Source organism: Bacillus sp. FJAT-45066 (genome assembly GCF_002335755.1).
GTDB classification, from domain to species: domain Bacteria; phylum Bacillota; class Bacilli; order Bacillales; family Bacillaceae_I; genus Bacillus_CD; species Bacillus_CD alkalisoli.
The window spans coordinates 1,197,200-1,209,869 of the sequence record NZ_NISQ01000001.1 but is presented as its reverse complement, the minus strand read 5'-3'; the positions used below and the strand labels follow the sequence as shown (position 1 = coordinate 1,209,869).

The following is a 12,670-nucleotide window of genomic DNA, read 5'->3' as shown; positions in this document are numbered from 1 at the left end:
ACCACAACCTACTCGTCAATATCTTTTGAATAATTTTCTTTAATGGATTTGATAGTGAAAATACTTTTTTTACTTGGATTTTTACTTAACAAATGTCGAGGCAATCTTACAATTGTATTCGCTAGCCCTGAAATTTTTAAAGGATAGGCAGGAAGTAAATATGGCATTCCCACACTTGTTAATCGAATTAAGTGCAGTAATATAAAGGCTAAACCAACTGTTATACCTATGCCACCCCAAAGTCCTGCCAAAATTAAAATAGGGAATCGTATTACACGAATGGCAGTCCCCATTAAATAACTCGGTGCCGTAAATGAACCTAGTGCACTAAGAGCAACAACGATAATTAATATATTACTCGTAAACCCAGCTTCCACAGCAGCCGTTCCTAATACGATACCACCAACAATACCCATTGTTTGTCCGACCTTTGTTGGAAGTCTTGCTCCTGCTTCTCTTAAGAGCTCAATCATTATCTCTAATAGAAACGCTTCAAATATGGGCGAAAAAGGAACTTTGGAACGCGACTCACCTAAGGAAACTAATAGAGCAGAAGGAATCATTTCGTAATGATACGTAATTGTCGCAACATAGGCCGGAGTAAGTAGTACTGACAAAAACATGGTCATATAGCGAAGAATACGAATGAAGCTTCCCATGTTCCATCTCATATATAGATCTTCTGTTGATTCAAAAAAACTAAATAGACTTGCAGGTCCAGTAAGAACCATCGGACTCCGGTCAACAAAAATAGCGATCATTCCACGATTTAAATTATATGTAACTCTATCTGGTAATTCCGTTTGTATAAACTGTGGGAATATGGAATAACTATTATCTTCAATTAATTGAGCTAGTATCGATGTTTCAAAAACGTCATCTACTTCCAAACTGCGAATTTTTTCTTTTAATATGTCAACTGTCTCCGAATCTACTAGCTCTTTTATGTAAACTAGTCTAAGTTCCGTTTCATTCTTCTTGCCTACTCTTTCGTTATCAATACATAAATCGTCTCTCACGATGATTTGCCTGATAATAGTGATGTTTGTACTTAAAGATTCCGTAAAAGATATCTTCGGGCCGAAGACTAATGATTCAGTTTCCGCTTTATCTAGTCCTCGTTCCGCTCTTTTAGAAACATCGATATAAAGTAAAGAATCTTCTTGTTCGATGAAGACGATTGCATGACCAGCAATCAATTCTTTTGTAATATTACTTATGTCACTTTCCATTACTGTATTAATTAAAGGAAGATGTTCTTTTAATTGTTTTATATTCGGTAATAGTTTATCTTCATATTCTAATAATGGTGTAAGCACAAACTGATTTAAATCAGAAGTGTTCACCATCGGATTGTAGTATATTATGACTAGTTTTTTATTGTCTTTAAAAACCATTTTGTGAAATAATAAATCTTCACTATTTTGTAAGTTTTTCTTACAAAGATTAATAAGTTCATCTGAATTTATATTTGATAATGTTACTTGCTGTTCCATCTTCCCTTCACCCTTAAAGTGTAATTACTTGTATGTTTACCAATTCTTTCAAAAATATGAGAAAAACCACTAATTTTAAATGAATTAGTGGTTAGTCGTTTGAGTTTGGATGAAGCATATCGTTTGTTAGCACATGCAGAACTCTAGCGATAAATGTATCATAGTCAAAGTCGATAGCAAAGTTATGATTAGGGTAAGGAGCTAGTTGAATCAATTCTCTTAAGTCCCCTACAGTCTGACCGAAAGCATCTCCTAAACTAACGATTACTTTAACTGGGCGATTCACATATGTGAACGATTCGTTATTAATAGTTGCCCATAAAGCAAGTAAGTCGTGAAGTGGTGCTCCTTTTATTGTTGGTATTTGTGCTTTATAAAATTGATAATAAAAATCCATCATCGGTTTGATGATTTTTCCTATTTTGTTATCTACTTCGTTTGCCGCCTTATCAATTTTATTTACCATTTCAGGTGTTAAAACTGCCCTTTGAGTCACATTTAATGGAATAATCGTTAAATTTTTTGCGTACGTAAATACTACGTTTGACGCATAAGGGTCACCCCAAATATTTGCTTCTGCGACAGGTGTGACATTACCAGGAAAATTAAAGGCTCCTCCCATAATATATATTTCTTTAACTTTTTGCATTGTTTCGGGATATAAAATAAATGAAGTTGCTAGGGAAGTTAATCTTCCAGTATTAACGATAGCTAAATCCCCTTCATACTGCTCAATAATGTCATAAATAACGTGAAAATTTTCAAATAATTCTTCTGGAGATTCACCTTCAAATTGAGGAATAAAACCACCAAATCCTTCAGGTCCATGAATTTCCGGATAAAAGGTTGGGGTTGTTCCTAAACTTGATCGTTCTGCACCACCGACAATGGGAATATCGTCTCTACCAGTTATATCACGCAGATATAATGCATTCCTCATTGCTTGAAATTTTGATACATTTCCGTACTCAGCTACGATGCCTACAGTGTTTATTCCGACTTCATAATAAGCATAAATTAAAGCCATTATGTCATCAATTCCAAAATCACCAAAGAATAAAACATTTTTAGACATTTAAACTCCTCCTAATATTTAGCACCGTTCGGATTATGTTTAATAAATATGTATTCTCTAGAATGGATTAACATACCGATAGCTTCAAATATTAGGAAATTAGTATTGTATAAAAGTAGGTAGACAAACCAAGACAAACATACAAGCAACAATGTTAAAGGAGAATAGGTTATAAGGAATTGAAAATTAAGGAGGAAGGCAAATGTCACACTTTTATAACCAATGTCAAAGATACCACGGTCAAAATGTTACGTTAACATGTCGTGATGGTTCAAGACATACAGGGAGAATTGTAAGAGTTACACCAAGAACTGTATATATTCAGCCGTCTGGTGGTAGACAATTAGGTGGATTCGGTTATGGATTTTATGGTGGGTATTATGGACGTGGATATAGTCCAGTAGCAGTTCCTTTAGCGTTTATTACTGGAATAGTATTAGGTGGATTATTATTTTGGTAAATTAAATGATTTAGACCTCGTTCACAAAACTGTCATTGGCATAAATGATAGTTCTCTATTAGTTTTATGTTATTATAAACTATAGTAAACGGTGAATGAGGTGTTTTTTTGAAAAAGATACTATTTATTTTTGTTTCTGTTTTTCTTTTGATTGGTTGTTCTAATACTAACAATGAAGCAATAAACGATACAGCAGATCAACATAATCATGAAAAACCTTCCTTTATGCAAGGAGATATACGAGAGAAGACTGATTCATTAGCTACTTTACCTAACTTCCTAACAAACCAGTCAGAAAGCATAGTCACTATTTATCAAGCTGCTGCAAATTATGAACATGTTTTAGAGTATATTCCTTGTTACTGTGGCTGTGGAACTTCAGTTGGTCATCGAAACAGTTACGAATGCTTTGTACATGAAAACATTGAAGATGGCTCTGTAGTATGGGATGATCACGGTACTCGTTGTGGAGTCTGCTTAGAAACGGCAGCACTTTCTGTAAGCGAATTTAATAAAGGCACACCTCTTTTAGAAATACGAGAAATGATTGATACAATGTATAAAGAAGGCTATGCAAAACCAACGAATACACCAATGCCTCCATCTAATTAATACTTTTTATATTAAAATAAAAAAACCTGACTTTAAACAAAGTCAGGTTTTTTCTTATTCGCTATAGTACATTAATGCTATAGCACCAGGACCTGTGTGGGTTGCAATTACTGGAGTAGTATCAACAATGCCAATTTCGTTAAATCCTGATACGTTTGTTAAAGAGTCTTTTAGTGTATTTGCTAATTTAGCTGCGTCAGCTTGTGCAATTCCAACGGCCTTAATTACTTTACCGGAAGTATCTTCAGCAAATCGTTTAGTTAAGAATTTTACTAACTGTGAGTGACTTCTCACTTTTGTAACAGGTGTGTATACTCCATCTTCTAGAGAGGCAATTGGCTTAATGTTAAGTAAAGAACCAATTAGTGCTTTACCACGACCAATGCGTCCCCCTTTTACAAGGTTGTCCAACGTATCTACAACGATAAATAACTCAGTATTCGATCTAATTACATCTAATCGAGCTACAATTTCCTCAACAGTCTTTCCTTCTTTTGCCATCTTTGCTGCTTCCACTACTTGAAAAGAAAGGGCAAAAGAGATAAATCGAGAATCAATTACAGTTACATCTGATTCAGAAATTTTTGCAGCACTTTCAGCTGAGCCGACAGTACCACTCATTCCACCAGTCATGTGAATTGAAATAACTTTACTTCCATCTGCTCCTAAGCGATTGTATACTTCTACAAAATCTCCTACTGCAGGTTGAGAGCTTTTTGGTAAGTCTTTTGACTCGCTCATTTTTTTCATAAATTCTGAAGCAGAAATATCTACTCTGTCTAAATAAGAAGTTCCATCAATTGTGATAGATAGTGGTACTACTTCAACGTTTAAATCATCAAGTATAGATCGATCAATGTCTATAGTTGAATCTGTTACTATTTTTACAACCGTCATTTAATCACTTCCCCGAAATAATCACTTTTTTACTAATATACCCTCAAATCATGCTCGTAAAAATAATTTTTCTAAATTATTATGTAAAAAATTTAAATGTCTGTCATGTATGTATTTCAAAGAGCTGAAGTGAGAGGTTTGATAGTTAATACTTAAAAGATCAAAAAAAAGAACAGGGTTAAATTCCCTGTTTTCATAGTAACATAATTCGATAACATTATGCATTATATTTCAATACATCTTCTTTGAAAATAGAGCAATAATCAGGCCACTTTAATACTTCTTTTAAATATTCTTTAAATGAGTAATGTTGTTTCGGTTTAGAATCGGTGTTTACTTTTAGTAAGAATTGTTGTAAGCGCCAATTCAACATAAAGTGATAAGTGCTATCGTCCTCCAATACTGGAATTTCAATGACTTTTACCTTCTGTCCAACTTCATTTGTGAACTCTAGGCTTTTCCATAGCAAAGTATCAATCCTCTTTTTCACCCGTTTGTATTTATTATACTCTAAAGTACTATATTTCGTCTTTATATTTGAGTAGACAAAATAAAACAATTTATTTACTATTCAATTTGCTATGAGTAATTACCGTTGTTGAATTATCAATATTATTCTAAATGAAATACATTTATATTTTGGTCATTTTTAGTAATAATTATGCTAAATGGGAACGCTATAATAATAATTCATTGAAATTAAGAAGAAGGTTGGGTAGTATTATGGAATTTCAGTTTAGGTGTAAGGGTAATGCTATAGGGTGTGAAATTACGTTGGATCATGAAAATAATAAGTTCATGGTTAGAAAAGAGGATACTAGTGGTGAAGTGTTCAATAATGCCGATGAAATGAAGGATTGGGTAGCGGAAAATTGGACAAAAAGCTTTTTTGAAGATGAAAATGATTATGAAAAATTGATGAAGTTTATTTCTAATAATAATGATTCATGAAAAAGTCGTTTCTTTTAAGAAACGACTTTTTCATTTTGTAGTTCAACTATTTTGTTTTGAATTTGTTCAGCTAAAGCTGAGCTATCAATTTTACCTTCTGCTGGAAGAAAAATGGGTTCGCCAAGTTTGACTGAAACATCTGCTTTAGAGAAACCGAATTTGTTTACTTCCATTATTTTATAAGAATCAGAAATACAAACGGGCACTATTGGTACTCTACTATCAATTGCAAGTCGAAGCCCACCTGATTTAAATTCGCCCATTTCCTCTCCCTTACTTCTTGTACCTTCTGGGAAAAGAACTAACGAATGCCCATTTTTTAATAGTTGGGCCCCATCTCGAATGGATTGTATAGCTTTTCTTCTATCACTTCTATCTATAAATACACAATTCATGGCTTCCATCCACCTTGGGATTAATGGAATCTTTTTAACCTCTACTTTTGAAATAAAACCTAAAGGCTTTTCCAAATACCCAATTAAAATTGGAACGTCAAAATTCCCTTGGTGGTTACTTACAAAAAGTACAGCACCGTTTGGGATGTGATGTTGTCCAGTAACAGTCACTGTTGATTTTGTTAATTCAACTAATGCTCTAGCCCATTTTTTAGGCGTATCATGAACAAGCTTATCTCTTTCTTCTACAGGTATATCTTTACTTAAATTATTTACTTTCTTTAGTTTTGGTAAGCTGTAAATTACATAACTAAAGAAGAAAATGAACCACCAAATAGATCTAATCATAATAATTCTCCCTAAATGTTTTTTCTTTTAGGCTGTGTTAAAGGTTGCTGTTGATTTCCGTGGAAGGCTTCGCTTTCCGCGGGCTGTAAAAAGGAAGGTTATTTTCACTGTTGTGAAAAAACCTACTCCTCGGCGCAAGCGCCTGTGGGGTCTCCCGCTCCCCGCTTCTCCCGCAGGAGTCTCAGCCTTCCACGAAAAACAACAGGTAAGTATATAAATATCAACACTAAGCTTTATACAGTCTTCTTTTATATACATTGAAATAATAGTTATATTTATTCTTCTCGTCTATTTCCCCTTTTTTGGAGGATAATAGTTCCCACTCGTCTACGTTCCATTCAGGGAAAAACGCGTCACCTTCAAATTCCTCATCAATATATGTGACATAGAGGAAGTCAGCGTGCTCAATAGCTTGTTTATAAATAGTCGCACCACCAATGATAAAGGTCTCTTGCTCTTTAGCTAGTTGTAGCGCTTCATCAAGTGAAGAAATTAATTCACATCCAGTAGCTTCAAAGTCTAGTTGTGATGTAATCACTACGTTTTTTCGTCTTGGTAATGCTTTGCCGATTGACTGAAACGTTTTTCTTCCCATCACGACTGTTTTACCTAGAGTAGTTTCCTTGAAGTAGCGTAAATCTGCAGGTAAATGCCATGGCATTTTGTTATCTTTTCCTATCACTTTATTTCGTCCATAAGCGACAATTAAACTAATCATACACTTACCACGCCTTTAATATGAGGGTGGGCTTCATAGTCTTCTAACGTAAAGTCTTCAAACTTGAAATCAAAAATAGATGTAATTTCTTTATTTATTTTCATCGTAGGAAGATTTTTTGGATCACGTGTAAGTTGTGTTTGTACTTGTTCCAAGTGATTTGAATAAATATGTGCATCCCCAAGCGTATGGATAAACTCCCCTGGTTCAAGGTCACATACTTGAGCAACCATCATTGTTAATAAAGCATACGACGCGATGTTAAATGGAACACCAAGGAAAACATCTGCTGAACGTTGGTAAAGTTGACATGATAGCTTACCTTCAGCTACGTAAAATTGGAACATCATGTGACATGGAGGAAGTGCCATAGAATCAACGTGTGCAACGTTCCAAGCATTCACAATTAATCTTCTCGAGTCTGGATTATTTTTAATTTGCTCAATAACATTAGACAATTGATCGATACTTTCTCCATTAGAGGTTGGCCATGAACGCCATTGGAATCCGTACACCGGGCCAAGATCTCCATTCTCATCCGCCCACTCATTCCAAATTCTAACTCCATTTTCTTGTAAATACTTCACATTTGTATCTCCACTAATAAACCATAATAGTTCATGGATAATTGATTTTAAGTGTAGTTTTTTTGTAGTTACGAGGGGAAAACCTTCCTGGAGGTTGAATCGCATTTGATAACCGAATGTTGAAATGGTACCAGTACCAGTTCTATCTTCTTTTTTCGTGCCATTGTTTAAAATATGCTCACATAATTGTAAGTATTGTTTCATAAGTCTAACCTCCATATGTATTACTATTTAAAATGAACCTATATTATTTTAACATAAAAGTTTATATTTTTTATGAAAAGGGTATAAAAAAACATACTACACGTGTGTAGTATGTTAGTAAAGCAATGATCTTTTAAATGTGAACTCGGTATGAGCTGGTAAATGATCGAGCGTTTCAAAAAAACTATATGTTTTTGGTGCATGGAGTTGTAGCTTTTCACGAGTTGCGTCATTTAAAAAGTACATAGCAAATGTTTCTGCGAAATATTCTTCAATAAAATGCAAAAAGTAGTTTTGATTTGGAAATAAAATTGGCGCTTCTTCTTTCCAAATAGTTTGGAACATTTCATTGTATCGTATATTCCCATATACGAATCGATCGATGGAATGAGCTAATTCGTGTAGTTCCAAATTAATAGAACTATGACCGTTACCAGGATGACTATGACCTATTTTAGCTAAAACTAACTTGGAGCCCCCGATACCAGGGACGTTATCCCATGTTGGCCCGTTTGATGTATACCCTCTAGGTTGACTACCTCTTAAATGTTCAAACCCTTCCACATCTGTAAGTAATCCATCAAATAAGTATAATTGAACATTTTGTCTTACAAGTGTTCTTAATACAGGTTCAGGTACTAATGATACATTTTGTATCATATAGAAAGCTTCATCTATTGCAAAATCACTTTGTGGTAATAGAATTAATCTGCCTAATAAATCTTGGCTAGGGAGTTCAGAGGTCAATTCTAACATTTCTATAGAAGGGTGATTTTTTAATGATATAGCTTCATTACTAGCAAATACGTTCCAATATACTGGTATAAAACAAATGGATACTAATAATAGTATAGATATAATACGCCTTCTCATATAATCAACTCCACCTAGAAGAAAGTCTTGATGAATTTATTAAAAAATTCATATTATCTGAATATTGTACTATTATTATATCATTTTTATTTTTAAAGAGAATGATAATTTTGTAAACTTTCTGTAATAATAGGTGGTAATTCATGGTACAGTAATCATTTTTTGCAAAAAGAAAGAAGCCTAAAAAGACTTCTTTCTATACGTAGTTAGTTCATCCATTTAGGTGGTGTGTTTTTAGACCAATAAATGCTTCCTAACATATGGTGTTGTTGAAAGTTATCATGCATTGTGTGGTAATGGAAATTGAAATAATAACCTTCTAAAGGTGGACGGTCTTTACGAACGTGAAAACGTACGATATCTTTACCTGTTTCTGTTGAATATATATGAAAGATTTTCTCGCTATTACCACCAGTCGGTTTTTCAGAAATAGCTAAGTAATTCATTTCTGTCTCATCAAATTGTTCTGCTAAGGAAGCAATTACTTCTTCCATTTTCGGTAAAATAACTTCAGTGAATTCATCTTCTATAACTAGCGCTATTTTTGGTCCGAATTTTTCAAAAGATTGCTCTTTTGCCATAAAAGTAGCTAGTTGCAGGAATTCTTCTTTAGAATCTTTTTCAATATTTTCTATTATAGTGGTTTCAATAATTGAATTATCTGTAAAATTAGTGGTTTGTTTTCCATCGTTATTTTCTGCCAGCAAATATGCTGGAGGAGCTACTGTACCAAATGTTAAAGTAGTAATTAGGATAACTAAGGATTTTTTTAACCATTTAGGCATATGTATCTTCCTTTCTAGTAAGAAAAACATAAATCATGAAATCTATGGACCTAGTATAACATAAATTTTGAATATTTAACTAATAAGAAGTATCGATTTTTTGTCATTTTAGAATATAATATATCCTTTCATAAAAAATACAAATTGTTCTTTTATCATTTCAAGTTTTTTTGGTACAATAAGGAGTAGATTTATTTACATATTGGAGGTACAAAAAATGGAAATGACTGATGTTTTATTTATTGTCACTAGTTTCGTTACACTTGGCTATATGATGTACTTATGTATTGCTGATTAATTTTAAGATGGAACAACAAAAAAAGGCTGACTACTTGTCAGCCTTTTTTTTAATGTTTTTTCTGTTTTTTCTTGCTAGAGGATTGTTGATGCCCATCAGTTAATTCGTTTTCAGTAGTACCTTGACCTTCCACTTGAGAAGAATTCAAGCCTATTGTTGCTGGATTTTTCTTATGTTTATTTGCCAAAAGGATCACCTCCATTAATTAAGGTGTCCAATTCTTTTATAATTTCTCCAAAACTCCGTAATGAAACTTGGCTGTTTTTCTTTTCTCAACAGTAAATCCGTATCTTTCAAACTTTCCACTTTTCCAGTGGTCTTTTAAAACGACCCGCTCCTTCGCTACGCGTAGAGCTTCTTTAAAAATGTAATCATGAAAAGATGAATAGGTTGCGATTGATTTTAGTGGAGAAATCCCATTTGATTCTTCGATTTGTAATTCAAACATCGGATCAAAATAGACCACATCAAAACTGTTGGATGGGAGGCTTTCTAAAAAACTTGTATGATCACTATTCACTACCGTTATTCTACGCATAGCATTATTAAAGTCCTCGATGTCTGTGTCCCACTGTTGTAAGCCTGTTTTAACTAAAAAAGATAAGAAAAAATTACTTTCAATCCCAACGACCTTTCCTTTTTCACCTGTAATTATACTGGCAATAATACTGTCAGAGGCTAACCCTAATGTGCAGTCTAGGAATGTCATGGAGCTTGTTAGTTTTGTCGCTTGTAAGAACGGTTCTGTTTCACCCCGTGTAATTCTTTTAGCACGAAAAGCGGAAGAATTCGGGTGAAAAAAGATTGGTTCCTCAGAATGAATGGGGTGCCATTCGAACCGGTCTTTTCCTATAACAATGCAATCGCCTTTCGTTTCTTCTTGTAGTAGTTTAATTGATTTTTTATGACGCTCTATAAATTTCACCTTTAATTCATTTGCTATATTCTTCGCTAGGTGTGTCATTTCGCTATTTGTTCTACCAGCTGTTGTGACTATCATAAGTGTTTTCCTCTTTAAATTTTGGAGTTTTCATATATTTAATATATAAATTCTTAACCGTTCCTTTCCGCTGCAGGCACTACGCGGGGAGCGACGTGAGCCTCGTTGTCCCGCCTGTGGGGCCTCACGCTTCGCTCTTTTTACCGCAGGAGTCGAGTGCCTTCCGCTCCAATCCACTCTATTTTTAATACAATACAAAAGCAAACAATTTTCACTTAATATTTAAAGAAAAAATCGACTATTAATGGAAGTTCATTAATAGCCGAAAGTTTATATTAGCAATGCTCGTTGAAGCTAGCTAAGAGATTTTCCATAATCGTTTCCATATCATTACCTTCAATGTCATGACGATGGATGAAGTGTACCACTTCTTTACCTTTTAATAGCGCCATAGATGGTGAAGATGGTGGAGTGTCTCCAAAGTACTCTCTCATTTTAGCAGTTGCTTCTTTGTCTTGCCCTGCAAAAACGGTAACCAATTTATCTGGAGCTTTTTCAGCTTGTACTATTGCCTGCGTAGCGGCTGGTCTAGCTAGTCCTGCTGCACATCCACAAACAGAATTCACGACAACAAGAGTAGTTCCAGTTGTTTGATCCATATATGCTTCTACATCTTCACTTGTTGTTAATTCTTCAAATCCATTACGAGTTAATTCTGCTCTCATTGGTAAAACCATTTGTTTCATGTATTCTTCATAAGCCATTGACATAGCGTTCACCTCATATTAATTAATTATTACGTTCAGTCATTTGTTTCCAAACAGAACCTTTTGCTTCTTCTCCACCTTCGATTCGTTCGATAGCCATTTTAATTTGCATGCTTACTTCGAATTCGGAATCGTTTTCTGCTTCTTTTAATGCAGGAAGTGCTCTTTCATCTCCTACTTCGTATAAGAACATTGCTGCTCTCCAACGAACTAGTTTATTTTTATCTTTTAGGGATTCCATCATTGCATCCATTGCACTTGGATTTCCAATATCAGATAAACAATCTCCTGCTGTTCGACGTACCGTTACCGTTTTATCTTTTAGAGCTTTATAAAGGTAAGGTAAAACAGATTCTTTTTCTATCATTCCTAAATAAACGGTCGCTAAACGTCTAATGGATGCTTTTTCGTCATCTAGTGCTTTCGCTATGACAGGTAAGTCTTCTTCTGTTGGGTCCATTTGTTCTAATGCTCGATATCGTTCAGACCAATCAGGGTTATCAAACATTTCAAGACTTACTTTCACTTTTTCACGTTTTATAGGTTGGCTAGTTTTTGTTTCCGCATGTAGTAATAAGCGATTTAGTCTGTCTTCTGGATAAGCAGCGGAGATTTCTTCTACTACTTCTAGGCCAACTGATTCTAAATCACCGTAGCGTACTCCTTGTTCTTTCCATTCTCTTTCTAATACAACGTTATCGTTTTGTTGCTGGGCCGTTATAGCAACATTACTGAAACGTTCTGGTAACCCGAATCTTTTTTCTTGTTCACCGTCTGTTAATTTCACTTGCATTGGAATTCCTCGGAACATTTGTACAAGGACTTTCACTTCACCAAAGCCGTTATTGGGATTGTAAGCTTTGCCTGTATTGTTTGGATCAGATTCTTCACCGAATATTGTACGCACGTGTGATAGAATTGGTTTCCAATCAAATTTCGCATTACGTTCTAGTGCTAAAAAGTCAGCAACATGATAAACACCTTTTACTCCTTCTACTTTTAATATTTCTTGAATAAGTTGTGGTGCTTCTGTTGCATTGTCTTTTGTATAGTTGTTTCGTTTACTTGCTGGTAGTTCTTTATCTAATAACACTTTCATCGTATTAGGACTTGGTGTAGGTTCGATCGTTTTTATCTTCAAGACGTATCGCTCCTTTTTTCTTTTTCTGTGTTTATGACCGCTGATGATTTCCGTTCAAGGCTTCGCTTTCCGCGGGCGGGCCGGGAGCCTCCTCGGCGCAGTCTCGCCTGTGGGGTCTCCCGC

16 protein-coding genes are annotated in these 12,670 nt (G+C 34.6%); 3 read left to right on the top strand and 13 right to left on the bottom strand.

What is annotated here, in order from left to right:
• Nucleotides 1-8: 8 nt before the first annotated feature.
• Nucleotides 9-1,496 carry a spore germination protein gene (locus tag CDZ92_RS06175; RefSeq protein WP_096154376.1) on the bottom strand — a complete coding sequence of 496 codons (1,488 nt, stop codon included), beginning with the start codon at nucleotides 1,494-1,496 and terminating at the stop codon, nucleotides 9-11.
• Between the two features lie 91 nt (nucleotides 1,497-1,587).
• Entirely contained in the window at nucleotides 1,588-2,571 is a 984-nt protein-coding gene (locus tag CDZ92_RS06170; RefSeq protein WP_096154375.1) for a nucleoside hydrolase, read from the bottom strand.
• Nucleotides 2,572-2,773: 202 nt separating this feature from the next.
• Here CDZ92_RS06170 and CDZ92_RS06165 point away from each other — a divergent pair, with 202 nt between their 5' ends.
• Entirely contained in the window at nucleotides 2,774-3,031 is a 258-nt protein-coding gene (locus CDZ92_RS06165; protein WP_096154374.1) for a hypothetical protein, read from the top strand.
• A gap of 108 nt (nucleotides 3,032-3,139) precedes the next feature.
• Nucleotides 3,140-3,643 (top strand): PCYCGC motif-containing (lipo)protein, encoded by a 504-nt coding sequence (locus CDZ92_RS06160; protein ID WP_096154373.1) that lies wholly within the window; start codon nucleotides 3,140-3,142, stop codon nucleotides 3,641-3,643.
• A gap of 54 nt (nucleotides 3,644-3,697) precedes the next feature.
• On the opposite strand, the gene CDZ92_RS06155 is transcribed toward CDZ92_RS06160, so the two are convergent.
• Together CDZ92_RS06155 and CDZ92_RS06150 are read right to left on the bottom strand one after the other, a co-directional pair.
• A complete protein-coding gene (locus tag CDZ92_RS06155; RefSeq protein ID WP_096154372.1) occupies nucleotides 3,698-4,540 on the bottom strand; it encodes a DegV family protein in 843 nt (280 codons plus the stop codon).
• Between the two features lie 217 nt (nucleotides 4,541-4,757).
• Nucleotides 4,758-5,009: a DUF2535 family protein gene (locus tag CDZ92_RS06150; RefSeq protein WP_096154371.1), complete on the bottom strand. Its 252-nt coding sequence runs from the start codon at nucleotides 5,007-5,009 to the stop codon at nucleotides 4,758-4,760.
• A 254-nt stretch (nucleotides 5,010-5,263) separates the two neighbouring features.
• Between CDZ92_RS06150 and CDZ92_RS06145 the strand changes: the two genes are divergently transcribed.
• Nucleotides 5,264-5,491 (top strand): hypothetical protein, encoded by a 228-nt coding sequence (locus tag CDZ92_RS06145; protein WP_096154370.1) that lies wholly within the window; start codon nucleotides 5,264-5,266, stop codon nucleotides 5,489-5,491.
• A gap of 14 nt (nucleotides 5,492-5,505) precedes the next feature.
• Here CDZ92_RS06145 and CDZ92_RS06140 read toward each other — a convergent pair whose 3' ends face one another.
• The 9 genes from CDZ92_RS06140 to CDZ92_RS06100 form a co-directional block, all read right to left on the bottom strand.
• A complete protein-coding gene (locus CDZ92_RS06140) occupies nucleotides 5,506-6,234 on the bottom strand; it encodes a lysophospholipid acyltransferase family protein (protein ID WP_096154369.1) in 729 nt (242 codons plus the stop codon).
• Nucleotides 6,235-6,460: 226 nt separating this feature from the next.
• On the bottom strand, nucleotides 6,461-6,952 hold the full coding sequence (locus CDZ92_RS06135) for a dihydrofolate reductase (RefSeq protein WP_096154368.1): 492 nt from the start codon (nucleotides 6,950-6,952) through the stop codon (nucleotides 6,461-6,463).
• The gene (locus tag CDZ92_RS06130; RefSeq protein ID WP_096154367.1) at nucleotides 6,949-7,743 is read right to left on the bottom strand and encodes a thymidylate synthase; all 795 of its coding nucleotides are present in this window, start codon (nucleotides 7,741-7,743) and stop codon (nucleotides 6,949-6,951) included. The genes CDZ92_RS06135 and CDZ92_RS06130 overlap by 4 nt, the downstream gene beginning before the upstream one ends.
• A gap of 114 nt (nucleotides 7,744-7,857) precedes the next feature.
• Entirely contained in the window at nucleotides 7,858-8,616 is a 759-nt protein-coding gene (locus CDZ92_RS06125; RefSeq protein ID WP_096154366.1) for an anthrax toxin lethal factor-related metalloendopeptidase, read from the bottom strand.
• A 206-nt stretch (nucleotides 8,617-8,822) separates the two neighbouring features.
• Nucleotides 8,823-9,401 (bottom strand): YpjP family protein, encoded by a 579-nt coding sequence (locus CDZ92_RS06120; protein ID WP_176483726.1) that lies wholly within the window; start codon nucleotides 9,399-9,401, stop codon nucleotides 8,823-8,825.
• Nucleotides 9,402-9,748: 347 nt separating this feature from the next.
• Nucleotides 9,749-9,886, bottom strand: a complete 138-nt coding sequence (locus CDZ92_RS06115; protein ID WP_406564885.1) for a YuzL family protein — start codon at nucleotides 9,884-9,886, stop codon at nucleotides 9,749-9,751.
• A gap of 36 nt (nucleotides 9,887-9,922) precedes the next feature.
• A complete protein-coding gene (locus tag CDZ92_RS06110) occupies nucleotides 9,923-10,699 on the bottom strand; it encodes a class I SAM-dependent methyltransferase (protein ID WP_096154364.1) in 777 nt (258 codons plus the stop codon).
• Between the two features lie 275 nt (nucleotides 10,700-10,974).
• Nucleotides 10,975-11,409 (bottom strand): BrxA/BrxB family bacilliredoxin, encoded by a 435-nt coding sequence (locus CDZ92_RS06105; protein WP_096154363.1) that lies wholly within the window; start codon nucleotides 11,407-11,409, stop codon nucleotides 10,975-10,977.
• Between the two features lie 19 nt (nucleotides 11,410-11,428).
• Complete coding sequence (locus CDZ92_RS06100; RefSeq protein WP_096154362.1) at nucleotides 11,429-12,547, bottom strand: conserved virulence factor C family protein; 1,119 nt, start codon at nucleotides 12,545-12,547, stop codon at nucleotides 11,429-11,431.
• Between the last annotated feature and the right edge of the window lie 123 nt (nucleotides 12,548-12,670).

What these genes read in the sequence shown, in the direction of transcription:
- CDZ92_RS06175 (WP_096154376.1), bottom strand. Translation starts at nt 1,496, where the DNA reads ATGGAACAGCAAGTAACATTATCAAATATAAATTCAGATGAACTTATT.
- CDZ92_RS06170 (WP_096154375.1), bottom strand. Translation starts at nt 2,571, where the DNA reads ATGTCTAAAAATGTTTTATTCTTTGGTGATTTTGGAATTGATGACATA.
- CDZ92_RS06165 (WP_096154374.1), top strand. Translation starts at nt 2,774, where the DNA reads ATGTCACACTTTTATAACCAATGTCAAAGATACCACGGTCAAAATGTT.
- CDZ92_RS06155 (WP_096154372.1), bottom strand. Translation starts at nt 4,540, where the DNA reads ATGACGGTTGTAAAAATAGTAACAGATTCAACTATAGACATTGATCGA.
- CDZ92_RS06145 (WP_096154370.1), top strand. Translation starts at nt 5,264, where the DNA reads ATGGAATTTCAGTTTAGGTGTAAGGGTAATGCTATAGGGTGTGAAATT.
- CDZ92_RS06140 (WP_096154369.1), bottom strand. Translation starts at nt 6,234, where the DNA reads ATGATTAGATCTATTTGGTGGTTCATTTTCTTCTTTAGTTATGTAATT.
- CDZ92_RS06135 (WP_096154368.1), bottom strand. Translation starts at nt 6,952, where the DNA reads ATGATTAGTTTAATTGTCGCTTATGGACGAAATAAAGTGATAGGAAAA.
- CDZ92_RS06130 (WP_096154367.1), bottom strand. Translation starts at nt 7,743, where the DNA reads ATGAAACAATACTTACAATTATGTGAGCATATTTTAAACAATGGCACG.
- CDZ92_RS06125 (WP_096154366.1), bottom strand. Translation starts at nt 8,616, where the DNA reads ATGAGAAGGCGTATTATATCTATACTATTATTAGTATCCATTTGTTTT.
- CDZ92_RS06120 (WP_176483726.1), bottom strand. Translation starts at nt 9,401, where the DNA reads ATGCCTAAATGGTTAAAAAAATCCTTAGTTATCCTAATTACTACTTTA.
- CDZ92_RS06110 (WP_096154364.1), bottom strand. Translation starts at nt 10,699, where the DNA reads ATGATAGTCACAACAGCTGGTAGAACAAATAGCGAAATGACACACCTA.
- CDZ92_RS06105 (WP_096154363.1), bottom strand. Translation starts at nt 11,409, where the DNA reads ATGTCAATGGCTTATGAAGAATACATGAAACAAATGGTTTTACCAATG.